Origin of the sequence: Novosphingobium album (ex Liu et al. 2023), from assembly GCF_029076845.1 — a bacterium.
GTDB lineage: Bacteria > Pseudomonadota > Alphaproteobacteria > Sphingomonadales > Sphingomonadaceae > Novosphingobium.
The window spans coordinates 113,358-137,781 of the sequence record NZ_JARESE010000062.1 but is presented as its reverse complement, the minus strand read 5'-3'; the positions used below and the strand labels follow the sequence as shown (position 1 = coordinate 137,781).

At 67.9% G+C, this 24,424-nt stretch carries 20 protein-coding genes; 16 read left to right on the top strand and 4 right to left on the bottom strand.

Features of this window, described 5'->3' with window-relative positions; translation table 11 throughout:
* Positions 1–33: 33 nt before the first annotated feature.
* Positions 34–1,059, bottom strand: coding sequence for a GNAT family N-acetyltransferase (locus PYV00_RS17785; protein WP_275229624.1), 1,026 nt, complete (start codon positions 1,057–1,059; stop codon positions 34–36).
* A gap of 38 nt (positions 1,060–1,097) precedes the next feature.
* Between PYV00_RS17785 and PYV00_RS17780 the strand changes: the two genes are divergently transcribed.
* The 13 genes from PYV00_RS17780 (at position 1,098) to PYV00_RS17720 (ending at position 19,522) form a co-directional block, all read left to right on the top strand.
* Complete coding sequence (locus tag PYV00_RS17780; protein WP_275229623.1) at positions 1,098–2,624, top strand: acyl-CoA ligase (AMP-forming), exosortase A system-associated; 1,527 nt, start codon at positions 1,098–1,100, stop codon at positions 2,622–2,624.
* Complete coding sequence (locus PYV00_RS17775; protein WP_275229622.1) at positions 2,621–3,847, top strand: pyridoxal-dependent decarboxylase, exosortase A system-associated; 1,227 nt, start codon at positions 2,621–2,623, stop codon at positions 3,845–3,847. The genes PYV00_RS17780 and PYV00_RS17775 overlap by 4 nt, the downstream gene beginning before the upstream one ends.
* A 176-nt stretch (positions 3,848–4,023) precedes the next feature.
* Positions 4,024–4,668 (top strand): XrtA/PEP-CTERM system exopolysaccharide export protein, encoded by a 645-nt coding sequence (locus PYV00_RS17770; protein ID WP_275229621.1) that lies wholly within the window; start codon positions 4,024–4,026, stop codon positions 4,666–4,668.
* A 36-nt stretch (positions 4,669–4,704) separates the two neighbouring features.
* Complete coding sequence (locus PYV00_RS17765) at positions 4,705–6,228, top strand: XrtA system polysaccharide chain length determinant (protein ID WP_275229620.1); 1,524 nt, start codon at positions 4,705–4,707, stop codon at positions 6,226–6,228.
* A 12-nt stretch (positions 6,229–6,240) separates the two neighbouring features.
* A complete protein-coding gene (locus tag PYV00_RS17760; protein WP_275229619.1) occupies positions 6,241–7,332 on the top strand; it encodes an AAA family ATPase in 1,092 nt (363 codons plus the stop codon).
* On the top strand, positions 7,329–9,077 hold the full coding sequence (locus PYV00_RS17755; RefSeq protein WP_275229618.1) for a preprotein translocase subunit YajC: 1,749 nt from the start codon (positions 7,329–7,331) through the stop codon (positions 9,075–9,077). Before PYV00_RS17760 ends, PYV00_RS17755 begins: the two co-directional genes overlap by 4 nt.
* Positions 9,078–9,094: 17 nt before the next feature.
* The gene (locus PYV00_RS17750; RefSeq protein WP_275229617.1) at positions 9,095–10,306 is read left to right on the top strand and encodes an XrtA/PEP-CTERM system-associated ATPase; all 1,212 of its coding nucleotides are present in this window, start codon (positions 9,095–9,097) and stop codon (positions 10,304–10,306) included.
* A gap of 29 nt (positions 10,307–10,335) precedes the next feature.
* Positions 10,336–11,208: an XrtA system polysaccharide deacetylase gene (locus PYV00_RS17745; RefSeq protein WP_275229616.1), complete on the top strand. Its 873-nt coding sequence runs from the start codon at positions 10,336–10,338 to the stop codon at positions 11,206–11,208.
* Positions 11,205–12,281: a FemAB family XrtA/PEP-CTERM system-associated protein gene (locus PYV00_RS17740; protein ID WP_275229615.1), complete on the top strand. Its 1,077-nt coding sequence runs from the start codon at positions 11,205–11,207 to the stop codon at positions 12,279–12,281. Before PYV00_RS17745 ends, PYV00_RS17740 begins: the two co-directional genes overlap by 4 nt.
* The gene (locus PYV00_RS17735; protein WP_275229614.1) at positions 12,281–13,516 is read left to right on the top strand and encodes a TIGR03087 family PEP-CTERM/XrtA system glycosyltransferase; all 1,236 of its coding nucleotides are present in this window, start codon (positions 12,281–12,283) and stop codon (positions 13,514–13,516) included. The genes PYV00_RS17740 and PYV00_RS17735 overlap by 1 nt, the downstream gene beginning before the upstream one ends.
* A complete protein-coding gene (gene xrtA / locus PYV00_RS17730; RefSeq protein ID WP_275229613.1) occupies positions 13,506–15,068 on the top strand; it encodes an exosortase A in 1,563 nt (520 codons plus the stop codon). The genes PYV00_RS17735 and xrtA overlap by 11 nt, the downstream gene beginning before the upstream one ends.
* Positions 15,069–15,080: 12 nt before the next feature.
* Entirely contained in the window at positions 15,081–16,976 is a 1,896-nt protein-coding gene (locus PYV00_RS17725) for an XrtA/PEP-CTERM system amidotransferase (protein WP_275229612.1), read from the top strand.
* A 242-nt stretch (positions 16,977–17,218) separates the two neighbouring features.
* Positions 17,219–19,522, top strand: coding sequence for an EAL domain-containing protein (locus PYV00_RS17720; RefSeq protein ID WP_275229611.1), 2,304 nt, complete (start codon positions 17,219–17,221; stop codon positions 19,520–19,522).
* Positions 19,523–19,902: 380 nt separating this feature from the next.
* Here the strand turns inward: PYV00_RS17720 and zapE are convergent, their stop codons facing one another.
* Genes zapE through PYV00_RS17705 form a run of 3 tightly spaced genes read right to left on the bottom strand, consistent with a single transcriptional unit; the run spans position 19,903 to position 22,257 of the window.
* Positions 19,903–21,018: a cell division protein ZapE gene (zapE, locus tag PYV00_RS17715; protein WP_275229610.1), complete on the bottom strand. Its 1,116-nt coding sequence runs from the start codon at positions 21,016–21,018 to the stop codon at positions 19,903–19,905.
* Positions 21,015–21,473 (bottom strand): PaaI family thioesterase, encoded by a 459-nt coding sequence (locus PYV00_RS17710; RefSeq protein ID WP_275229609.1) that lies wholly within the window; start codon positions 21,471–21,473, stop codon positions 21,015–21,017. The genes zapE and PYV00_RS17710 overlap by 4 nt, the downstream gene beginning before the upstream one ends.
* Position 21,474: 1 nt before the next feature.
* Positions 21,475–22,257, bottom strand: coding sequence for a succinate dehydrogenase iron-sulfur subunit (locus tag PYV00_RS17705; protein WP_275229608.1), 783 nt, complete (start codon positions 22,255–22,257; stop codon positions 21,475–21,477).
* Positions 22,258–22,521: 264 nt separating this feature from the next.
* Between PYV00_RS17705 and PYV00_RS17700 the strand changes: the two genes are divergently transcribed.
* The 3 genes from PYV00_RS17700 to PYV00_RS17690 are packed head-to-tail and all read left to right on the top strand — an operon-like array spanning position 22,522 to position 24,397.
* Entirely contained in the window at positions 22,522–23,274 is a 753-nt protein-coding gene (locus tag PYV00_RS17700; RefSeq protein WP_275229607.1) for an SDR family NAD(P)-dependent oxidoreductase, read from the top strand.
* Complete coding sequence (locus PYV00_RS17695) at positions 23,274–23,732, top strand: cupin domain-containing protein (protein ID WP_275229606.1); 459 nt, start codon at positions 23,274–23,276, stop codon at positions 23,730–23,732. Before PYV00_RS17700 ends, PYV00_RS17695 begins: the two co-directional genes overlap by 1 nt.
* Entirely contained in the window at positions 23,729–24,397 is a 669-nt protein-coding gene (locus PYV00_RS17690; protein ID WP_275229605.1) for a glutathione S-transferase family protein, read from the top strand. The genes PYV00_RS17695 and PYV00_RS17690 overlap by 4 nt, the downstream gene beginning before the upstream one ends.
* Positions 24,398–24,424: the final 27 nt, after the last annotated feature.

Sequence of the window (24,424 nt, the reverse complement as noted above, 5' to 3'; positions counted from 1 at the left end):
AGCAAAGCACAGTCCCCGGTAAAGGCCCGCGCTCTAGCCGCGCTTGGCGGTGGCGGCAAGGCGTCGCAGGCCAATTTTCGCGAAAATCAGCCAGTTCCGTGGTGAAAGCGGGCGAAACATGTCCAGCCGGTAGCGCGGGCGGACAGCTTCCATCCAGTCGCGCTTGTAGGGATCGTCGCCCGTGCCGAAATCGACCAGCGAAACCTTGTCGCCGTCGATCACATGGCGGAACAGCGCCGCGCTCAGCACCGATCCGGGCGAAAGCGGCCTGGCGGATTCGCGATGGGCCAGCTTGTGGATGAAGGCGGTGCCGCCTTCCACCGTCCACATCTGCGCCGCGATCGCCTCGCCCGTCTCCTCGTCCTTCGCGTGCGCCACGCCGAGCCGCAGCCGGCCGGCAGCGCCTTCGGCCTGGGCGAAGGCGCGCAGGAAATCGGGCGATCCTTCCTCGGGCTTCCAGCTTTCGCGGTAGATCGCCTCGTAAGCGTCCCAGGCATCGGCGTCGAAGCGCGTGAGCACTTCGGTCGCCACTTTGCCCGCCTTGCGCTTGAGCGTGGTGCGCAGCTTGCCGGGGCGGGCGGCAAGATAGGTCGCGTAATCGCGGCCGGCGACATCCAGCATGTGATTGGCGTCGCACACCTCGCGCGCGACCAGCCAGCCGGCCTTGCGGAACGCGGTTTCGACCAGCGTGGCGGTGCCGTCCTCGTCGGGCAGGCCCGACAGCGTGACGCGGTGCGCGCGGGTGCCCAGATCGGCGGCGATCCCGGCCAGCAGCGCGCCGGCATCGGCGCCGGGCGAGGCCACCGGGCGGAAGCGGAAGCTGTACCAGTTGGACAAGGCCCCCAGGTGCCCGTCCGCGCCGGTCAGCGGCAGGACGGCATAGTCAGCGCCATCGCGTGCCACCGCTATCATCGGCGCAAGTCCGCAGTGCTCGGCCAGGCCCTGCCACCAGGCCAGCCGATCGAACGGCGCGGCCTGCGCATCGGACGAGAGCAGGGCGGCCAGCCCCGCATCCGATTGCACTTCCTTAAGATCGGCGTGATACTCGACCTTCACCACTTGTCTTGACCTTACCGTCCCGGAGCCTGTTTCCCGTCATGCACGGCACGTCCGACAATCCGACCCGGCCGATCGACCATGTCGCCTTGCGCGGCGAGGACGATGCCCCCGCGCTCGTGCTGCGCGAGGGTCCGATTAACTACAAGGTTTTAAGATCGCGTGTCTCCCGCCTCGCCGGCTGGCTGGCCGCGCAAGTGCCCGAGCCGTGCGCGCGGGTGGCGACCTGGGCGGCCAAGGGCGAGCTGACTTGCCTGGCCCCGCTGGCCGCCGCGCGCGCCGGGCTGGTGCACGTCCCGGTCAATCCGCTGCTCAAGCGCGCGCAAGTCGCCCATATCCTGGCCGATAGCGGCGCGCGCCTGCTGATCGGCACGCCGGCCCGACTGGCGACGCTGGAGCCCGGCGACCTGCCGCCCGCTTGCACGACGCTGGGCGAGGGCGATGCGCTGGAGGCCGCGGCGGCGCTGGCGCGCGACTTGCCGCCATCCTCGGCCGACCCTGACGCGCTTGCGGCGATCCTTTACACCAGCGGTTCGACCGGGCGGCCCAAAGGCGTGATGCTCAGCCATGCCAACATGTGGCTGGGGGCCGAAAGCGTTGCCGATTATCTCGATCTCGGCCGCGATGACCGCACGCTCTCGGTCCTGCCGCTGTCGTTCGATTACGGGCAGAACCAGCTGTTTTCCACCTGGTATGCCGGCGGCAGCGTGATCCCGCTCGATTACCTGATGCCGCGCGACGTGATGAAGGCTGTGGAACGGCACGACGTCACCACGCTGGCCGCCGTGCCGCCGCTCTGGGTGCAGATCGCCGAGCTGGACTGGCCCGAAGCGACCGCCGCAAAGCTGCGCCGGCTGACCAACAGCGGCGGCGCGCTGACGCCCGGCCTCGTGCGCCGGCTGCGCGGGCGTTTCCCGCAGGCGCGGCTGTTCGCCATGTACGGGCTGACCGAAGCGTTCCGCTCCACCTTCCTCGATCCGGCGCTGATCGATACCCACCCGACCTCGATGGGCAAGGCGATCCCGCACGCGGAGATATTGGTTATCAATGATTTGGGAGAGGTAGCTGCGGACGGGCAGGAGGGTGAGCTGGTGCATTGCGGCCCGCTGGTGGCGCAAGGTTACTGGCAAGACCCGGAACGCACCGCCGAACGCTTCCGGCCGGCGCCGGCCGCGTCGCGCTATGGCGGCATGGCGGTGTGGTCGGGCGACCGGGTCCGGCGCGAGGCGGACGGGCTGCTCTATTTCGTCGGGCGGCGCGATGCCATGATCAAGAGCGCGGGCAACCGGATCAGCCCGCAGGAGATCGAGGAAGCGGCCCTGGCGACTGGCCTTGTGGCCGAAGCCGTGGCGCTCGGCATGCCGGACGAGCGGCTGGGGCAAGCAGTGCACCTGATCGCGCGGGCCGCGCCAGATATGTCAGACGCCAGGGAAGAATTGCCCCGCAAGCTTATGCGGGATTTGCCGAATTTCATGCAGCCCAAGGTCATCCACTGGCGCGAGGCCATGCCCATCAGCCCCAATGGCAAGATCGACCGCGCGCTGCTGCAGGCGGAACTGGCGCGATGAAGCCGCTGGGCCCGATCCCGGCCGGCTGGGACGCGATCGACGGCGTGCTCGCCGTGGCCGGCAAGCCGGTGACCGCATGGGTGGAAGAGGCCGGCGGCACGCCGCTGTTCGTCTATTCGGCCGATCTGATCCGCCGCCGCGTGGCCGCTCTGCGCGCGGCGATGCCGGAGCGGCTGGCGCTGCACTATGCGGTCAAGGCCAATCCGTTCCGCCCGGTGCTCGAACTCTTCGCCGGGCTGGTCGATGGCTTCGACATCGCCTCTGGCGGCGAACTGGCCATGGTTGGCGCGGCGGGCATCGCGCCGGGGCTGGTCAGCTTTGCCGGGCCGGGCAAGCGCGACGCGGAACTGGAAGCGGCGATTGACTGCGGTGTCACGCTCAATCTCGAATCCGAAGGCGAGGCCGCGCGCGCCATCGCCATTGCCGGGCGGCTGGGCAAGGTGCCGCGCCTGGCCATCCGGGTGAACCCCGATTTCGATCTCAAGGGATCGGGCATGAAGATGGGCGGCGGCGCCAAGCCGTTCGGCGTGGATGCCGAACGCGTGCCCGCGCTGGTGCGCCAGGTGATCGCCAGTGGCGCCGAATGGCGCGGCTTCCACATCTTCGCCGGCAGCCAGGCGCTCGATGCCGAGGCGATCGCGGAGACGCAGGCGCAGACCATCGCGCTGGCGGCGCGGCTGGCGCGGGAAAGCGACGCGCCGGTGCCGCATTGCAATCTGGGCGGCGGCCTTGGCATTCCCTATTTCCCCAACGAGACGCCGGTGGACGCGGCGCTGGTCGGTGAGCGGCTGGCCGAGCAGTTCGCGCGGCTGCCCGACGTGCTGCGCGATACCGCCTTCTGCATCGAGCTGGGCCGCTATTTGGTGGGCGAGGCGGGGGTCTATCTGGCGCGGATCGTCGATCGCAAGCTCAGCCATGGCGAGGTTTTTCTCGTCACCGATGGCGGGCTGCATCACCAGCTTGCCGCCTCCGGCAACTTCGGCACGGTGGTGCGCCGCAACTATCCGGTGGCCATCGCCACGCGCTTTGGCGCGGGGGTGGAGGAAGAGGCCTCGATCGTCGGCTGCCTGTGTACGCCGCTCGATAAACTGGCGGAAAAGGGCGGGTTTCCGCATGCCGAGGTGGGCGATCTGGTCGCGGTGTTCTGCGCCGGCGCCTATGGCGCGACCGCCAGCCCGGCCGCCTTCCTCGGACAAGGCCCGGCGCGCGAGATGCTCGTCTGAAATAGCGTAAGGTTTTCGGCACTTGCGCGTCCCGTAATGGGACCGGGGCGAATCTGGCCCGTCAAGACTAACGCAATATTCACCCTTTTTACCGATAGCGGAGGCTGGATTATTGCCATGCCGTCCGCCGGAACTCGCGATCCCGGACCCGGCATGGCGCAAATGAGGAAGCGTCGATGCCCCATGACCGCCTGACTCGGCTGATGGCCGGAAGCGCGCTCGCCAGCCTCGCCCTGACCGGCTGCGCCGGCGGCGCGAATGGGCCGCAGCTGCCCCCCGCCTCGTTCGTCGCGATGCAGGAAGGGCCGGGCGAGGAATACGTCATCGGCCCGCTCGACGAGCTGACCGTGTTCGTCTGGCGCAATCCCGAGCTGGGCGCGAACGTGCAGGTCCGCCCCGACGGGCGCATCACCACGCCGCTGATCACCGACATGCCGGCCGTCGGCAAGACGCCCTCGATGCTGGCCGAGGATATCCGCCTGCAGCTTTCGCAATATATCGAGGAGCCGCTGGTCTCGGTCATCGTCAACAAGTTCGCCGGCACTTTCAGCCAGCAGGTCCGCGTGGTCGGCGCAACCGAGAAGCCCGCCTCGATCCCCTATCGCGCCAACATGACGCTGCTCGACGCGATGATCGCGGTGGGCGGGCTGTCCGAATACGCGGCGGGCAACAAGGCGCGGCTGATCCGCTTCGACAAGGAAACCGGCAAGCAGCGCGAATTCGCCCTGCGGCTCGGCGACCTGCTCAAGAAGGGCGAGAGCAAGGCCAACGTCATGCTGAGCCCAGGCGACGTGATCATCATTCCCGAAAGCATGTTCTGAGCAGGCGCGGACAGGCAAGGACCAGAGCACACCAACATGAATTCGCTCTACGAAGAAGTTCTTTCGGCCATCCACAGCGTCTGGCACAGGCGCTGGATCGCGCTGGCGGTGGCCTGGGCGGTCTGCCTGGTGGGCTGGCTGGTCGTGGCGATGATTCCCAACAGCTACGAATCGAACGCGCGCATCTTCGTGCAGCTTGACGACGCGCTGGCCGAGCAGGTCGGCATCGGCGTGGCCGATCGCAAGCGGGATATCGAGCGCATCCGCCAGACGCTGACCAGCGCGGTCAATCTGGAAAAGGTCGTGCGCGCCACCCGCATCGGCGACACGGTGGAAACGCCCAAGCAGCTGGAAGCCGAAGTGCTCAAGCTGGCGGACAACATCAAGGTGGTCAGCCAGCAGGACAACCTGTTCGAGATTACCGCGATTTCCAACAACGGCTCGTTCTCCGACGCGGAGAACGCCAAGCTGGCGCAGGACATCGCCCAGAAGCTGATCGACATCTTCCGCGAGGAAAACCTTGCCGGCAATCGCGGCGACATGACCGAGACGCTGGAATTCGTGAACCAGCAGCTGGCCCAGCGCGAGAAGGAGCTGGAAGCGGCCGAACAGCGCCGTCGCGTGTTCGAAACGCAGCACCCGGAAATGGTGCAGGGCGGCGCGGCCAACCAGCAGCGGCTGGAATCCTCGCGCTCCGAACTGCGCGGGGTGGAGGCCGATCTGGCGGCGGCGCAAAGCGCGCTGGCCGCGATCGACGGGCAGCTTGCCGGCACGCCGCGCACCTTGCCCGGCGGTGTCATGGGCAGCGCCTCGGCTTCGCTGGCGCGGGCCCAGGCCGATCTGGCCGGGATGCGCGCGCGCGGGCTGACCGAGAACCATCCCGACGTGATCGCCGCCAAGAACCAGATCGCCGCGCTGAAGGGCGCGGCCGATCAGGAAGCGGCCGGCGGTGGCGGCGGCGTGCCCAATCCGGCCTACAGCTCGCTCCAGTCGATCCGCGCCGATCGCCAGGCGACGGTGCAGTCGCTGACCTCGCGCAAGGCTTCGCTGCAATCGGACGTGGCCAACCTCACCTCGATGCAGCTCGACAACCCCGAAGCGGCCGCGCAGGCCCAGAAGATCAACCGCGATTATGACGTGCTGCGCGAACAGTACGACAAGCTGCTGCAGGACCGTGAGGAACTGCGCCTGCGCGGCGAGATCAAGACCGAGCGCGAGGCGGTGAAGTTCGAAGTGGTCGATCCGCCCACGACGCCGCGCTCGCCTGTCGCGCCCAACCGGCCGGTGCTGCTGCTTGGCGTGCTGATGGTCGGCCTGGGCGGCGGCGCGGCCTTCGCCTTCGCGCTCAGCAAGCTGCGTTCGACTTTCTCGACCACCGCGAGCCTGGAACGTGTCACCGGCCTGCCGGTGCTCGGCGCGATCTCGCAGACGATGACCGACGCGGCGCGCGAGCTGGGGCGCAAGCGGCTCAAGTATTTCTACGGCGCCAGCGCGGCGCTTGGCGGGCTGTTCGTGGTGCTGCTGGCGGCCGAATTCATCCAGCGCGGCATGGTGGCCTGAGGGGGAACGCGAATGACCGATCAATCCAAGATCCCGGTTCCCCGCAAGCAGGGCGCGCCCGATGGCGCGCCGCGCGGCGATTCGCTGATCGAGCGCGCGGCGGGGCAGTTCGATCTCAACCGCTTCATCGCACCGCCGATTCCGGGCGATCTCATCCCGCCGCCAAGGAAGGGCCCGGCGCGGCCGCAGGCAAGGGTGGCGCCCGAGCCCGCCGCTCGTCCGCAGCCGGCCGTGCCTGATCAGGTCGTGGCCAATCCGATCCGGCCCGATCCGGTTCCGGTGGCGCAAGCCGCTCCCGCGCCGGTCGAACCCGCGCCCCAGGCCGCCGCAACCCCGGCACCCGCCGCGCCCGAGCCGGTCCGCTTCGGCGGCAAGCATCATCCGATCGACCGCGATCACTTGCGCGAGCAGGGGCTGATCGTGCCCGAGGGCTCGGTCACGGCGCTGCTGGAGGAGTTCCGCATCGTCAAGCGCCAGTTGCTGGTGCACGCGGCCGATCTGCGCCGCCACAACGCGGGCGGCGCGGCGCAGCGCATCCTTGTCAGCTCGCCCCATCCGGGCGAGGGCAAGACTTATTGCGCGGTCAATCTCGCGCTGTCGATCGCGGCCGAGAAGGAAAGCGAAGTCCTGCTGGTCGATGCCGATTTCGCCAAGCCCTCGGTGCTGAGCGCGCTGGGCCTGCCCGGCGGTCCGGGGCTGATGGACGGGCTGATGGACGAGACGGCCGATGTCGCCGATTTCGTCATCGGCACCGACATTCCCGGCCTCTGGGTGTTGCCGGCGGGCGATGCCACGACCAACGACAGCGAATACCTCAATTCCTCGCGCACCGCGCGCGTGCTCGACCGGCTGACGCAAGGCGCGCCGCATCGCATCGTGATTTTCGATTCGCCGCCCGCGCTGGCCGCCTCGCCCGCCGCCGAACTGGCCAAGTATGTCGGCCAGGTCGTCATCGTGGTGCGGGCCGATCGCACCGGGCAAGGCGCGCTGGAGGATGCGATCTCGCTGCTCGGCGCCTGCCCGAACATCCAGCTTCTGCTGAACGCCACCCAGTTCAGCCCCAGCGGCCGGCGCTTCGGCACTTATTACGGATACAGGGGATGACAACGATGTCACGCAATCCCGGCAGGTTTCTGGCACTGGCGGCGCTGGCCGCCTGCGCGCTGCCTTCCTTCGCCTCGGCTCAGTCGATCGGCTATGGCGATCTGGGCGGCAGCGGCGCCAGCGGCAGTCCCGATGGTGACGAGGCCGATGCCGCCACGCCGCGCGAAGCGGGCCGCTCGGCGCATGGTCCGCGCTCGCGGCGCGGGGCCAAGGCGGTTGAGATCGTGCCTTATATCGAGGCCGCGCAAGTCGTCGATGCCGAGCTTTCGCCGGGCGACGAGGTGCTGACCTATTCGCGGCTCGCCGCCGGCGTCGACGCGGGCGTCTCCGGCCAGCACAATGCCGCCGCCGTCTCGCTGCGCTATGAACGGCGCTTCGGCTGGGGCAAGAAGGCGGAAGACAGCGATTTCCTCAGCGGTGTGGCGCGCGGCTACACCACGATCACGCCGGGCGTGACGATCGAGGCGGGGGGCCTGGCCACGCGCTCCTCGGTCGAGCAGGTCAATTCGGCGCTGGCAAGCGCGCTGGGCGACAACGACGCGGTGACGCAGGTCTACTCGGTCTATGCCGGGCCTTCGCTTGCCACGCGGGCGGGTGACGTGACGATTGGGGCAAACTACCGCTTCGGCTATACCCGCGTCGAACAACCCGATGCCTATGTGCCCACGCCGGGCGCGCCGGCGAACGACATCTTCGATCACAGCACGGTCCACGTCGCCGATGTCGAGGCGGGCGTGGCGCCGGGAACGGTGCTGCCCGTGGGGCTGGGCGCGGCGGGCAGCTTCTATCAGGAAGACATCTCCAACCTCGACCAGCGCGTGCGCGACATGCAGGCGCGCGCGATCGTGACGGTGCCGTTGTCGCGCACCGTGCAGGCGACCGGCGCGCTCGGCTATGAGGATGTCGAGATTTCCAGCCGCGATGCCGTGCGCGATGCCACTGGCGCGCCGGTGATCGGCAAGGACGGTCGCTACAAGACCGACAAGAGCGCGCCGCGCGTGCTGGCCTACGATACCGACGGGCTGATCTGGGACGTGGGCGTGATGTGGCGGCCCAGCCCGCGCACCTCGCTTACCGCGCATGTCGGCCGCCGCTATGGTTCGACCAGCTATACCGGCACGCTGACCTACATGCCGACCCGGCGCAGCACGCTGAGCCTTGCGGTCTATGACAACATCGCCGGCTTCGGCGGCCAGGTGAACCGCGCCATCGGCGACTTGCCGACCGATTTCGACGCGGTGCGCGATCCGCTTTCGGGCGACCTGCGCGGCTGCGTCGCCTCGCTCCAGGGCAACAACTGCCTGTCCGGCGCGCTCGGCTCGGTGCGTTCGGCCACGTTCCGCGCGCGCGGCGTGGTGGCGAGCTATGCGGTCGATCTCGGCCGGATCACCACGGGCGTGGGCGCGGGTTACGACCGGCGCAAGTTCATCGCCGCGCCGGGCACGATCCTGGCCTCCGCCAATGGCACGATCGACGAGAACTACTGGCTGGCGGCCTACCTCAACGGCGAGATCGACCAGCATTCGGGCTTTTCGACCAATCTCTATGCCAACTGGCTGAAAAGCGGCGATGTGCTGTTCGGCGATACCAGTTCGCTGGGCGCGACGGCGGCTTATTACCGCACGCTTACCGATCACCTCCACGCCACCGCCGCGGTCGGCATCGACGGCACGACCTATGATGACGGCCTGATCGACGACTTGTGGACCGCGTCCGCCCTTGTCGGCCTGCGCTACAGCTTCTGAGCCCGAAGGAGAAACCGATGTTCGATGATTTCTACGGGCTCGATGCCAGGCCGTTCCAGCTTACCCCCGATCCGGCCTTCTATTTCGAGAGCCTGACGCACCGCAAGGCGCTGTCGTACCTCGGCTACGGGCTGGCCCAGGGCGAGGGTTTCGTCGTCATCACCGGCGAGGTCGGCGCGGGCAAGTCGACGCTGGTGGCGCACCTGATGGCGATGATCGACCCGTCGCGGCTGACGGCGGCGCAGATCGTCACCAGCAAGCTGGATGGCGAGGAGATCGTCCACGTCGTCGCCCAGGCGTTCGGCCTGATGATCGAGGGGCATGACAAGGCCTCCGCGCTCGGCGCGATCGAGAGCTTCCTGCATGACGAGGCGCGCGCCGGCCGGCGCTGCCTGCTGATCGTGGACGAATCGCAGAACCTGTCGATCGCCGCACTGGAAGAGCTGCGGATGCTGTCGAACTTCCAGCTCGGCTCGCACCCGTTGCTGCAGACGCTGCTGCTGGGCCAGCCCGAGTTCCGCGACCTGCTGCTGGAGCATCCCGATCTCGAACAGCTGCGCCAGCGCGTGATCGCCACGCACCACCTGACGGCGATGGAGCCCAAGGAAGTGCAGCCCTATATCGAGCATCGCATGAAATGCGTGGGCTGGAGCGGCAATCCCGCGTTCGACCAGCGTGTCTTCGCCGAAATCTACGATGCGACCGGCGGCATTCCCCGCCGGATCAACCAGATCGTCAACCGCCTGCTGCTGCTCGGCGCGGTCGAGCAGCGCACGCGGATCGACGCGGCGATGCTCCACAGCGTGCTGGCCGAGTTGCATGACGACGGCGCGATCGCCATCGTCAGCCCGCGGCCCCAGCCGGCCGAGCCGGCCGAACCCGTCGCGGCGGCCGACGCCGTCGAGGCCGCGCCCGAGCCGGTCGCCGCGATTCCCGCGACGCAACCCCCGGCCGCCAGCGCCGAAGCGTTGTTGCGCCTCGAAGCCTCGCTGGCCGAGCGGGACGCGCAAATCGTCGAATTGCAGCAGGCGGTCGTCGAACTGGCGAACGCGGCGGAGGATCGCGAGGAGCAGGCCGAGGCGGCCCATGCCGGGCAGGTCGAGCAGCTCAACACGCGGATCGCGGCACTGGAAGCGCAGCTTGCCGAGCAGGATCGCACCATCCGTCATACGCTCACCATGCTGATCGAGTTCATCGAAAGCGGCGAAGGACAGCGCGAGGCGGCCTGACCGCCTCCGCGCGGAGGGAACAAGGCACGATGACTGGCAGCGGGCCCATCAACGGACTCTCGGTCGATGTCGAGGACTGGTTCCAGGTCGGCGCGTTCGAGAACGTGATCGACAAGGGAAGCTGGGATTCGCTGACCGACCGGGTCGATCGCAATTGCGACGAGATCCTGCGCATGTTCGCCGATGGCGGGGTCAAGGCCACGTTCTTCACGTTGGGCTGGGTGGCCCGGCGCCATCCCGCGCTGATGCGCCGTATCGTTGCCGAAGGGCATGAACTGGCGAGCCACGGCTGGGACCATGACCGCGTGTTCCGCCTGGGGGCCACGGCTTTCGCCCGCGATCTCGAAATGAGCCGCAAGGCGATCGAGGATGCGGCGGGCATGGCCGTGACCGGCTATCGCGCGCCCAGCTTCTCGATCGACCAGCGCACGCCCTGGGCCTATCCGGTCCTGGCCGAGCAGGGCTTTGCCTACAGCTCCAGCGTCGCGCCGATCGCGCATGACCATTACGGCTGGCGCGAGGCGCCGCGCTTTGCCTTCCGGCCCTTGCCGGGATGCGACCTGATCGAGCTTCCGGTGACGACCGCGATGTTCGCCGGGCGCCGGCTGGCGGCCGGGGGCGGGGGCTTCTTCCGCGTGCTGCCCTATGGCTTCTCGCGCTGGGCGATCCGGCAGGTCAATCGCCGCGAGGAGCGCCCGGCGGTGTTCTATTTCCATCCGTGGGAAATCGATCCGGGCCAGCCGCGCGTCGATCACGCGCCCATGCGCTCGCGCTTGCGGCATTATACCAATCTGGCCGCGATGGCGCCCAAGCTGCGCCAGCTCATCGCCGAATTCGCCTGGGGCCGGATGGACGCGATCGCCGCGCGCGAGGCGAGCCGCGCGGTGATGCTGGCGGCATGAACGCGCCTTTCGCCCTCGCGCGTGAGATGGTGCGCTTGATCGACCTGGCCGATCCCGGCGAGGCGCGCCGGATCGAGGCGTTCCTGGCGGCGCATCCCGATGCCACCCCGTTCCACCGCCCGGCATGGCTGGCGGCGGTGGAGCGCGGCACCGGCAATCGCGCGCTGGCGCTGGTGGCCGAGCGGGATGATGCCATCGCGGCCTATCTGCCGCTGAACGAAGTGCATTCGCCCATCTTCGGCCGGCTGCTGGCGTCCAGCGGCTTTGCCGTGGGCGGCGGCCTGCTGGCCCGGCCCGGCTGCGCTGGCGAGGCGATCTTCGCGGCGACGGAGGAACTGGCGCTGCGCCGCTCCTGCCCGACGATCGAGCTGCGCGGCGGCCAGCTTCCGCAAGCGCGCGCGGGCTGGACGCTCAAGCGCGATTCGCATTGCGGCTTCGTCCTGCCGCTGGCGGCGGATGACGCGGCGCAACTCACCGCGATCCCGCGCAAGCAGCGGGCCGAAGTGCGCAAGGGGCTGCAGGCCGATCTCACGATCGAAGCGGGGATGGGCGAGGGCGATCGCGCGGCGCATTACGCGGTCTATGCCGAAAGCGTGCGCAATCTGGGCACCCCGGTGTTCCCGCGCGCGCTGTTCGCCGCGGTGCTCGATCTGTTCGGCGCCGATGCCGATATCCTGACCGTGCGCCACCAGGGCCGGCCGGTGGCGAGCGTGCTTTCGCTCTATCACGGTGGCGCGGTGATGCCTTATTGGGGCGGCGGCACCTGGGACGCGCGGCGGCTGCGCGCCAATGACCGCATGTATTACGAGCTGATGCTCCACGCACGCCGGCGCGGCTGCACCCACTTCGATTTTGGCCGCTCCAAGACCGGAAGCGGTGCCTATCATTTCAAGCGCAACTGGGGCTTCGAGCCCGCGCCGCTGACTTACGCGAGCTGGACCGCGCCCGGGGCCGGGCGGCGCGATGCCGATCCCACCAGTGCCCGCCACGCCGCGCAGATCGAGGTGTGGCAGCGCTTGCCGCTGGCGCTGGCCAATCGCCTCGGGCCGCTGATCGCGCGGGGCCTGGGGTGATGATCGAGATCCTGTTCCTGTCGCACCGCATTCCGTTTCCGCCCGACCGGGGCGACAAGATCCGTTCTCACCACATCCTCAAGCGGTTGGCGCAGATCGCGCCAGTGCATGTCGCGACCTTCGCCGATGACGAACGCGATTTCGCCGAGGAGCCCGAACTGGCCCGGATCACCAGATCCTATTGCCTGGTCGAACGCAGGAAGCCGCTTGCGCTTGCCGGGGTCGAGGCGCTGCTGGAACGGATTCCGGTCAGCCTCATGGCGTTTCGCAGCCCGGCCATCTCGCGCTACGTCCGCGATCTCGTCGCGCGGCGCCCGATCGGGACGATCTATGTGTTTTCCGGCCAGATGGGGCAATATGTGCCCGCCAGCTTCACCGGGCGGGTGATCGCCGATTTCGTCGATGTCGATTCCGCCAAGTTCGAGGCGTTCGCCGCCAAGGGCTCGGGCCTGCGCCGCTGGATCGACGCGCGCGAAGGCCGCCTGCTGCGCGCCGAGGAAGCGCGGCTGGCCCGGCGCGCGCATGTCAGCCTGCTGATCAGCCAGTCCGAAGCCAACCTGTTCCGCTCGCGCCTGCCGGCCGACGGCAAGGCGAAGATCGCCGTGCGCGCGCTGGGCAACGGCATCGACAGCGCGTTCTTCGATCCCGCCGGCGTGGCGCCCGCCGAAGCGATGCTGGCCGTGCCGGGCCCGCGCCTCGTCTTCACCGGCCAGATGGACTATGCGCCCAACATCACCGCTGTCGAGCGGGTGATGGACCGTATCCTGCCGGCGATCCGCCAGCGTGAGCCGGCCGCCAGCTTCCATGTCGTCGGCCGTAATCCCCCCTCGCGGCTGACCGATCGCGACCAGCGCGACGGCATCCATGTCTGGGGCCGGGTGGATGACGTGCGCCCCTGGCTGAAAGCGGCCGACATGGCGCTGATCCCGCTGGAGATCGGGCGCGGCGTGCAGAACAAGGTGCTGGAAGCCATGGCCATGACGCTGCCGGTGGTGCTCACCCCCGATGCGGCGACCGGGATCGACGCGGCCAGCCGCCGCGAATTCCTGGTGGCGCAGAGCGACGAGGATCTGGTCGCCGCCGTTTTCGCGCTGCTGGACGATCCGGCCTGGGCGCATGGCATGGGGCTGGCGGCGCGCGACTATGTGCTGGAAAACGCAAGCTGGGACGCGGCGCTGTCCGACTTGCCCGAAATCGTCGATGTCGGCGCCCGGACCGCGCGTCATGCTTCGTAGCGCGCTTTCGCTGCCTCGCTTCGACGGGCCGCGCTGGCGCGACTTGCCGCCCGCGTGGCGCATCGGCGCGGCGCGCTTCGCGCTGGCCTGGCTGGTCTTGCCGATCGCCTTCGCGCATGACTGGGCGACGATGGCGGGCCAGTGGTGGGACAGTTCCACCTACAATCATATCCTGGTGATCCCGGTGATCCTGGCCTGGCTGGTGTGGCAGCGCTTGCCCGAACTGGTGAAGATCAAGCCGGTGGCGTGGTGGCCCGGCCTTGTCGCCATGGGCGGCGCCCTGCTCGTGTGGCTGCTGGGCGCGGTTTCAGGGCTCGATCTGGCGCGACAGGCCGGCGCGGTCGGCGTGATGGCGGCGGCGGTGCCGCTGCTGCTGGGCCCGCGCGTGGCCTGGGCGCTGCTGTTCCCGCTGGCCTACATGGCATTCCTGGTGCCGTTCGGCGATGAATTGATCACCGTGCTACAGACCATCACGGCCCGGATCACCATCACGCTGGTCAACTGGAGCGGCATTCCCGCGCTGATCGACGGCGTGTTCATCGAAACCCCGGCCGGGCTGTTCGAAGTGGCCGAAGCCTGTTCGGGAGTGAAGTTCCTGATCGCGATGATCGCTTTCGGCGTGCTCGCCGCCAATGTCTGCTTCATAAGCTGGACGCGCCGGTTCGCGCTGCTCGCGGCGTGCCTGGTCGTGCCGATCGTGGCCAATGGCGTGCGCGCCTGGGGCACGATCTTCGCCGCGCAATATGTCGGGATCGAGAAAGCCGCCGGGATCGACCACATCATCTACGGCTGGGCGTTCTTCGCCATCGTGCTGATGCTGGTGATCGCGGGCGCGTGGCGCTTCTTCGACCGGCCGGTCGACGATCCGATGATCGACGGCGCGGCGATCGCGGCCGATCCGCGTCTGGCGCGGCTGGAGCGCGCGCGGATCGGCGGCGTTCCCGCGCTCCTGGCCGTGGCCGCCCTGGTCGCAGGCGTTCATGGCTGGGCTTTCGCGGCCGATCGGCTGGCCGCGCCGCTGCCGCGCCAGATCGCGTTGCCGCCCGTCGCGGGCTGGCACCGGGTGGATTATGCCCCGGCGATCTGGTGGGAGCCGCGTGCCGGCGGGGCGGAGCACCGCCTGCTTGGCCGCTATGCCGACGATGCCGGGCACGAGGTCGACGTCTTCATCGCGCTCTATTCCGGGCAGGGCGACGGGCGCGAGGCCGGCGGCTTCGGCGAAGGCGCGCTGATGCCCGACAGCGACTGGGCCTGGCAGGCCGATGCCCCCGGCTTCGACGGCGCGAAGGGCCAGCGCCTGCTGGGCGGTGGCCGGGTCGAGCGGCTGGCGCTGACCTGGTATCGCACGGGCGGCATGATGACGGGCAGCAACCTGCATCTCAAGCTCACCAGCATGGCCGATCGCGTGCTGCTGCGTTCACGCCCCACCGCCTTGCTGATCCTTTCGGCCGAAGACCGGCCCGGCGGCAAGGCCGCCCCGGCGCTTGCCGCGTTCCGCGCCTCGACGGGTCCGCTCGATCAGTGGATGGACCGCGTGGCCGCGGTCCGGTAGGCGCGACGCCTTATGTGCGGCATCGCTGGAATCTTTCATCTCGAAACGGCCAAGCCGGTCGACCCCGCGCGGGTCGAGCGGATGTGCGATGCGATCGCCCATCGCGGGCCTGACGGGCACGGCATCTGGACGGCGCCGGGCGTCGGGCTTGGCCATCGCCGGCTTTCGATCATCGACGTGGCCGGATCGCCCCAGCCCATGGCCTCGACCGACGGGCGCGCGATGTTGGTGTTCAATGGCGAGATCTACAATTATCGCGAGCTGCGGCAGGAACTGCGCGCGCTCGGCGCCGAATTCCATACCGATGGCGATAGCGAGGTGATCCTGGCCGCCTGGCAGCGCTGGGGCGTCGATTGCCTGCCGCGCCTGCATGGCATGTTCGCTTTCGCGATCTACGATACCGAGGCGCGCAGCCTGTTCCTCGCGCGTGACCGGCTGGGCGTGAAGCCGCTGTTCTACGCGGGGCTGAGCGACGGCAGCCTGGCCTTCGGGTCCGAACTGAAGGCGCTGACCGCGCATCCGCTGCTGCGGCGCGAGATCGATCCGCTCGCGGTCGAGGATTACCTCGCCTGGGGCTACGTTCCCGATACCCGCTCGATGCTGAAAGGCGCGGCCAAGCTTCCCGCCGGCCATTACCTGCTGCTGCATCCCGGCCGGCCGATGCCCGCGCCGGTGCGCTGGTGGGACGTTTCGTTCGCCGATCGGCGGCGCGGCAGCCTGGCCGACCTGGAGGCGGAACTGCTGCACCTGCTGCGCCAGGCCGTCACCTCGCGCATGGTGGCGGACGTGCCGCTGGGCGCGTTCCTTTCCGGCGGGGTGGACAGTTCCAGCGTCGTCGCGCTGATGGCCGAGGCGAGCGCCAGCCCGGTCAAGACCTGCTCGATCGGCTTCGATGTCGCCGCGCTGGACGAAAGCGATTACGCGCAAGGCATTGCCACCCGGTTCGCCACCGATCATCGCCGCCGCACGGTCTCGGCCGACGATTTCGAAGCGATCGACACGATCGCCGCCATGTTCGACGAGCCTTTTGCCGATGCCTCTGCCCTGCCGACCTGGCGCGTGTGCCAGCTCGCGCGCGAGACGGTGACGGTGGCGCTGTCGGGCGACGGTGCCGACGAGGCGCTGGCCGGCTATCGCCGTCACGTGTTCCAGCATGGTGAGGATCGCTTGCGCGCCTTGCTGCCGCTGGCCTTGCGCCGGCCGGTGTTCGGCGCGCTGGGCGCGGTCTATCCCAAGGCCGATTGGGCGCCGCGCCCGTTGCGTGCCAGGACGACGCTGCTCTCGCTCGCCGGGGACAGCGCGCAAGGCTACGCGCGCGCCATCTCGGTGACGCCGCCTGAGCTGCGCGCCACGCTCTATTCGCCCGAATACCTGCGGTTGCGCGGGGATTATCGCGCCGAGCACGCCTTCGAGGCGCTGATGCGCGCGGCGCCGGCACGGTCGGGGCTGGACCGGGCGCAATATGCCGATCTGATGTTCTGGTTGCCCGGCGATATCCTGACCAAGGTGGATCGCACCAGCATGGCGGTCAGCCTCGAGGCGCGTGAGCCGCTGCTCGACCATCGCCTGATCGAATTCGCCGCGAGCCTGCCTGAAGCGATGCGGGTGCGCGGCGGGCAGGGCAAGTGGCTGATGAAGCGCACGATGCGCCGCTATCTGCCTGACGATGTGCTCTATCGCCCCAAGCAGGGCTTCGTCACGCCGATCGCCGCCTGGTTTCGCGGGCCGCTGGCCGGGGTGGCTCGCCGGATCGGCGAAAGCGCTACGCTCGCGCGCACCGGCTGGTTCGATCCGCGCCGGATTTCCGCGCTGGCCGAAGCGCATATCGGCGGAACCTCGGATCATTCGCGCCTCTTGTGGCAATTGCTGATGCTGGACCGCGCGCTGGAGCGCCTGGCACTCGCCTGACCGGCGGCAAAGCCGGCCATTCCGATGCTCGTCTCCGGGTGAAAGGCGGAATTAACGATACTCAATATTAGGACATTTGCCTTAGGCCGGATGACGTACCGTCAGCACTGGACGTCGATGAAACGGCATGGTCGCATTGTGAACGCACGGGTCGGAAGCACCCGGATCAGCTTCGGCGGGGATTTTCCGCGCCGGAGGCGTGACGGCGCGCGCTCCGGCCGGCCGCGCGGGCGAGGCCGGTCATGAGCGGGATCATGCAGCGTCTGCGGCTGGTGTGGCGCAGCCGGCGCGTGCGCATCCTGGCATCCGCGATCATCGCCGGTGTCGTTTGCGGCGCGATCGAACTGGGCTTGCCGCTGGAAGACGTCCTGATCGGCGTTCGCAACATGACGCACACGCGTCCGGCCGACGGCACGGTCGCGGTGGTTTCGCTGGATGACAAGACGCTGGGCGAACTGAACGCCAGCGATGCCTCGCGCGCCGACGATGCCCTGCTGATCGAGAAGCTGATGGCCGATGGCGCCAAGCGCGTCTTCTTTGACCGCAGCTATACCTATACCAAGGAACCGGCCGAGGACGCCAAGCTGATCGCGGTGCTCAAGCGCTATCCGGGCCGGGTCTACATGGGCGCGATGCCGGCGGCCGAGGACGGCGTGGACGATCCGCTTTCCATGCTGCCCGCGCCCGAATTCCGCCCTTATGCCGGCATCGTCTCGCTGGCGGCGAACAAGCATCCGGCCGATCTCAGCATCCTCATTCCCTATTCGGTGGAAACCACCATGGGCCGGAAGCCGTCGATGGCCTCGGTCATCGCCGACATGAAGGATCTGCCCGACGGCGAGTTCCGCCCGGACTATTCGATCGATTATCGCACGATCCCCGATTACAGCTATATCGACGTCATCCGTGATCGCCTGCCGCCCGGCTTCGCGCGCGGCAAGGACGTGGTCATCGCGCCGGCCGCGCGCGTGTTCCATGATCTGCACCACATGCCGCTGGGCGATTTCGTGTCCGGCGCGTTCTTCCACGTGATCGCCGCGCAGACGCTGAAGGAAGGCCCGCCGATCGATCTGGGCTGGCTGCCGGCGATGGTGCTGGTGGTTCCGCTGCTGATATCGGGGATGCGGCGCGGGCGGTCGATTGATCGCTACCGCGTGACCGGCCTTGTCGCGATCCTGATCGTGACGCCCCTGATCCTCGATCATTACCTGATCGAGGTCGAAGTGTTTCCGGCCTTCCTGGTCGCCGCCGTGGCGACGTTCCGGGCCAGGGCGCTCGATCGCGAGGAGGCGGTGGTGGAAGTCAACGCGGCCTCGGGCCTGCCCAGCCTGCAGGCGCTGCGCAATTCCGCCAAGCGCAATCCCGGCAATCTCGTCGCGCTCAAGATCCGCAATTACAGCGCCATCGTCGGCAGCTTCCCGGTGCCGGTCGAGGCCCGGCTGGCGTCGGAAATCCAGCGGCGCATCCGCATCAGCGATCGCCATGTGACGGTCCATCAGGAAGGCGGCATGTTCCTGTGGTTTTCGACGATCACCGATCCGGTGGAACTGTTCGAAAACCTGGAGGGCTTACACCGCATCGTGCAGAACGGCCTCCAGATCGAAGGCCGCGACGTGGACATCTCGTTCAACTGCGGGGTCGATTCCGATCACGACAGCGTCGTCGCCACGCGCCTCGCCAACGCGATGCAGGCGGCTGAGGAAGCGCTGCGCAACGACGAGATCGTCTGCCATTACGACAGCAACAACACCAACGAGGCGCACTGGGAGATCTCGCTGCTGACCTCGCTCGATCGCGCGATCGACAATGGCGAGGTCTGGGTGGCCTATCAGCCCAAGCTGGACTTGCGCACCGGCCGCCTTTCCGGGGCCGAGGCGCTGGTGCGCTGGACGCACCCGGAGCGCGGCCCGATCAGCCCGGACAAGTTCATCGGCATCGCCGAGGAATATCACCGGATCGAGCGGATCACCCGCTTCGTGCTGAACGACGCGGTCAAGTCGGCGGTCGGGCTGTACAAGGCCGGGCACGACTTCACGGTATCCGTGAACATCTCGGCGCAACTGCTGCGCAACGCTGATCTTCCCGAGATGATCCTCGACATCCTCGATGCGCACAAGCTGCCGACCGACCGGCTGGTGCTGGAAATCACCGAGACCGATCGGCTCGACCGCAGTTCGCGCACCTTCCAGATGCTCGACCGGCTGGTCGCGGCCGGCATGAAGCTGTCGATCGACGATTTCGGTACCGGCAACGCGACGATCGACTACCTGCGATACGTGCCGGCCCAGGAAGTGAAGATCGACAAGCTGTTCATCAGCGCGATCGAGACCAACAAAGAAGATTTCCTGCTGGTCCAGTCGATCATCGAAATGGCGCATTCGCTGCACCGCACCGTGGTGGCCGAAGGGGTGGAAACCGCCGGCATGGTGCAGGTGCTCAGGCAACTCCACTGCGATGTCGTCCAGGGATACCACGTCAGCCGCCCGGTGCCGTTCCGCGATCTGGTGGCCATGCTCGAACCGAAAGCCCTTAACGTGAAAGACTAATTTTTCCTTGCCTCCTTATTAGCACTTTGTTAACCACGCCCATGTCGCGCGCAATCTCTGCGCGTGCCGAACATGGGGAAGTGCTATGATTTGGAAGATCTTCCGGGACGTCCTGGGCTCGGCCTAAGACAGTCTAAGCGTTCGCCATCAGAAGCGTCCGAGCTGCGGAAATCCGCGAGTTTCGGGGAGAACTGACTACAGAACGCTTGACCCCCCCAACACAAATTTCTGGGTCATCGTCTCGTGACGAGCAGGTCCATCAGGCGCCTCGGGATCGTTCCCGGGGCGCTTTTGATTCGGCGATTCGCGTTAACCAATGCGTGCGAATCGGCGGTGGCAAGGGGGTAGGACTGGCCCGTCAGGGCCGATCCGTTAACGAATTATTCGCTGCCGTGGCCAAGCGCCAGGTACTCCTGGCTCTGCATTTCGTTAAGCCGGCTGACCGTGCGTTCGAACTCGAAGCGGCCGGTTCCCGCCTGGTAAAGTTCCTCGGGCGCGGCATCGGCCGCGACGATCAGCTTCACCTTGCTTTCGTAAAGCGCGTCGATCAGCGTGACGAACCGCGCCGCCTCGTTGCGCCGGTCAGGCCCCATGCGCGGGATGCCGACCAGGATGACGGTGTGATAGGTGCGCGCGATGGCCAGATAGTCCGAGGCGCCGCGCGCCTCGGCGCAAAGCCGCTTGAAGCTGAACACGGCCACGCCTTTCAGCGATTTGGGCACATGCAGCATCCGGCCGCCGCCCACATCGAGTTCGGCGGAAGGGACATGGTCGCTGTCTTCGGGGGGATAGTCGGTCAGCCGGAAGAACGCCTCGCGCGCCTGCGCGGTCGCCGCCTCGCCCAGCGGAGTGTGCCAGATCGGCATACCGCCCAGCCGCTGCAGCCGGTAATCGGTCGGCCCGTTAAGCGTCAGCACGTCCAGCTCGCGCTCGATCAGGTCGATGAAGGGCAGGAAATGCTCGCGGTTGAGGCCGTCCTTGTAGAGTTCGGCCGGCGCGCGGTTCGATGTGGTGACGATCGTCACGCCCTGATCGACGATCAGGCTGGTGAACAGCCGCGCCATGATCATCGCGTCGGCCGAATTGTTCACCACCATTTCGTCGAAAGCCAGGCAGCGCAAGTTGCGGCCAAGCGTGGCAGCGACCGGCGGGATCGGATCGCCGGCTTCCTTCCTGCGTTCGTCGCGCAGCAGCGCATGCACTTCCAGCATGAAGGCGTGGAAATGGATGCGGCGCTTTTCCTCGATGGCCAGCGTCTGGTGGAACAGGTCCATCAGCATCGACTTGCCGCGCCCCACGCCGCCCCACATGTAGACGCCGCGCGGGCCTTCCGGCCGCTTGCGGAACAGCTTGCCGAACAGCCCGGCCGAAGCGGCCTGGCGTTCCAGCTCGCGCTGAAGCTGCCCCAGGCGCTCGGCGGCGGCGGCCTGCTCGGGATCGGCCCGTAGCTCGCCCGTCGCCACCAGGGCTTCGTACCTTTCGAGAACGCCGGTCATCGCTGCGATGGCTTGCGGATCGTACCGGAAAAGCTGGCGACGAGCGCTTCGTCCTGCTCGATGAGCCCGCGCACGAAGATCAGCCGCCGCGTTTCCTTCAGGATCTCGGTCGCGGCATCGAGCGGCTGGCCCAGCCGCCCGGCGCCGATGAACTGGCAATTGAGATCGAGCGTCACCGATCCGGCCGCGTCGGCGCCCAGCACGTTGAACGCGGCGGCGAACATGGCGATGTCGATCAGCGCCAGCGTGACGCCGCCATGCACGTTATCGTGCAGGTTGCCATGGCGCTGCAAGGTTTCGAGCATCCGCACCCGGCAGCCGCGATCGCCCTCGCGCCGGACGATCAGCTTGCCCATGACCTGACCGTTGAACCGCGTGGTGTCGGTCAGGTCCCAGGTCAGCCAGCCGGGATGGGCCGGATCGGGCTCGCAATGAAACGCCGCGGAAGGACGCACCTTAGACGTGCCGTTCGGCCTGCATCTTCTTGATTTCGGCGATCGCCCGCGCGGGCGAAAGGCCCTTGGGGCACACGTTCGAACAGTTCATGATCGTGTGGCAGCGATAGAGGCGGAACGGATCTTCCAGTTCGTCAAGCCGCTCGCCGGTCATCTCGTCGCGGCTGTCGGCCAGCCAGCGATAGGCCTGCAGTAGGATCGCCGGGCCCAGGAAGCGGTCCGAATTCCACCAGTAACTGGGGCACGAGGTGGAGCAGCAGGCGCACAGGATGCACTCGTAAAGGCCATCCAGCTTTTCGCGCTGTTCGGGGCTTTGCAGCCGTTCCTTGCCCGAAGGCGTGGTCGAGACGGTTTGCAGCCAGGGCCGGATCGAGGCGTACTGCGCGTAGAAGTGGGTGAAATCGGGCACCAGATCCTTGATCACTTCCATGTGCGGCAGCGGCGTGATGCGGATATCGCCCTTCAGATCCTCGATCGCGGTGGTGCAGGCCAGCCCGTTCGCGCCGTTCATGTTCATCGCGCAGGAACCGCAGATCCCCTCGCGGCAGGAGCGGCGGAAGGTCAGCGTCGGGTCCTGCTCGCTCTTCATCTTGATCAGCGCGTCGAGCACCATCGGGCCGCAATTGTCGAGATCGATCTCGAACGTGTCATAGCGCGGGTTCTGGCCGCTGTCGGGGTCGTAGCGATAGACGGTGAACTTCTTGACCCGCGTGGCGCCATCCGCCTTGTGGATGTTTCCCTGCTTCCTGATCTTGCTGTTGGCCGGAAGAGTGAAGGTCGCCATGTGTCAGTCCCCGTTGAGCAGGCCCCGCGCAAGGGGGGCCGTGACTTTGGTCCTCTCTAGCGATTCATCGCCCGTGAGCAAGTGCACAATTGGCCCTTGGTGGCGGTTTGAGAATCGCCGGTTCGCAGGGCCGGGCGCGTGGGCCACAGCCGTGCCGGAATGCGCCGGGCCGCAAGCGGCCGAAGTATCGCTGCGGCGGCTTGCCCGCGCGCGCCGCGCGTGCTTGCCTGCGCGGCACGGCTTTTTTGCGGCAGGGAGCGGATGATGAGTGAATGGCAAGGGCGCACGGCGGTCGTGACCGGCGGCGGGCGCGGCTTCGGCAAGGCGTTTGGCACCGCCCTGGCCATGGAGGGCGCTCATGCCGTGCTGGTCGATATCGACGGAAGCGAGGCCGAAGCCGCGGCGGAAGAGATCCGCGCCGCGGGCGGCTGGGCGCTGGGGCTTGCCGGTGACGTCACTGACGAGGCGCGCATGGCCGAAGTCATGGCGCGGGCCGCCGATGCGCAGGGCGGGATCGACCTGCTGATCAACAACGCCGGCCTGCACAGCGACGAATATGGCCAGCCGATCACGAAGCTGGGGCTGGCCAAGATGCGCCGGCTGTTCGACGTCAACGTGATGGGCGTGGTGTGCTGCACGCTGGCCGCCGCGCCGCACATGCAGGGCAGGGCGGGCGCCTCGATCGTCAACATCTCCTCTTCGGCGGCGCATATGGGCGGATCGCCTTATGGCGACAGCAAGCTTGCCGTGGCGGGCCTGACCATCACCTTCGCGCGCGAACTGGGCCCCCTCGGCATCCGGGTGAACGCGATCTCGCCGGGCCTGATGCTGACCGAGACGATCCGCAACGAGCTGCCGCCCGCGACGATGGCCCGGGTCAAGGCGATGCAGCTGATCGACGGCGACGGGGCCGAGGAGGACATCGTCGAGGCCATGCTCTATCTCGCCTCGCGGCGCGCCCGCTTCGTCACGGGCGAAGTGCTGCGCGTCACCGGCGGCATGGCGGCGGGTGTGTGATGACGCATAAGGGCGATATCCGCCCCGAACGGGCGCTCACCGGCGGCAGCTCCTATCCGCCGCCGCATGACGAGAAGCTCAAGGGCCGCAAGACCTGGCCGCTGGCCGGCCAGTGGAAGCTCACCCAGTTCGGCGTCAACCGGGTCGAACTGCCGCCCGGCGCCTGGTCGACCAATCGCCACTGGCACCGCACCAACGACGAGCTGGTGGTGGTGATCTCGGGCGAACTGGTGCTCGTCACCGACGATGGCGAGGAAGTGCTGCGCGCCGGGGACTGCGTCGGCTTCAAGGCGGGCGTGCCCAATGCGCACCACTTGCAGAACCGGGGCACCGGGCCGGCGGTCTATTACGACATCGGCGGGCGCGATGCCTGGGATGTCTCGACCTTTCCCGACATCGGGTTGGAAGCGCGATCGCACATGGAAATCCGCTTTCGCGAGATCGGCCCCAGGACATGAGCTTGCGCCTGTTCTATTTCCCGACGCTCAACGGCCACAAGGTGGCGATCGCGCTGGAGGAGATGGGGCTCGATTACGCGGTCGAGATCGTCAACATCCTCGACGGCGGGCAGGCGCGGCCGGAATTCCTGGCGATCAATCCCAACGGGCGGATTCCCGCGCTGGTGGATGGTGATGTCGCGGTGTTCGAATCCGCCGCGATCCTGCAGTACCTGGGCCGCAAGACCGGGCGGTTCTACCCGGCCGATGAAGCGGCGCGCACGCGGATCGATTCCTGGCTGTTCTGGCAGATGGCCGGGCTCGGGCCGATGTCGGGGCAGGTCAACTGGTTCACCCGCGCCGCCGCGAAGCCGGGGCGCGATCCTGCGGAGACGGATCTGGCCCTGGCCCGTTTCCGCCGCGAGACCGAGCGGCTGTTCGGCGTGCTCGAAGCCGGGCTGGCCGGGCGCACATACTTGTGCGGCGACTATTCGATCGCGGACATGTGCATCTGGCCGTGGATCGAGAAATATCCTGACAACGGCGGCGGGCTCGATGCGCATCCGCATATCGCTGCCTGGCACGCCCGCGTCGCGGCGCGGCCGGCAGTGCGGCGCGCGCTTGCGGTCGGTATGGACGCAGGCGCGATTTCGGATGAAGTCAAGGCCGGGGGGATGCAGCGCTGAGCGCGGCTTGCGCTGCTTTTCCAGTAG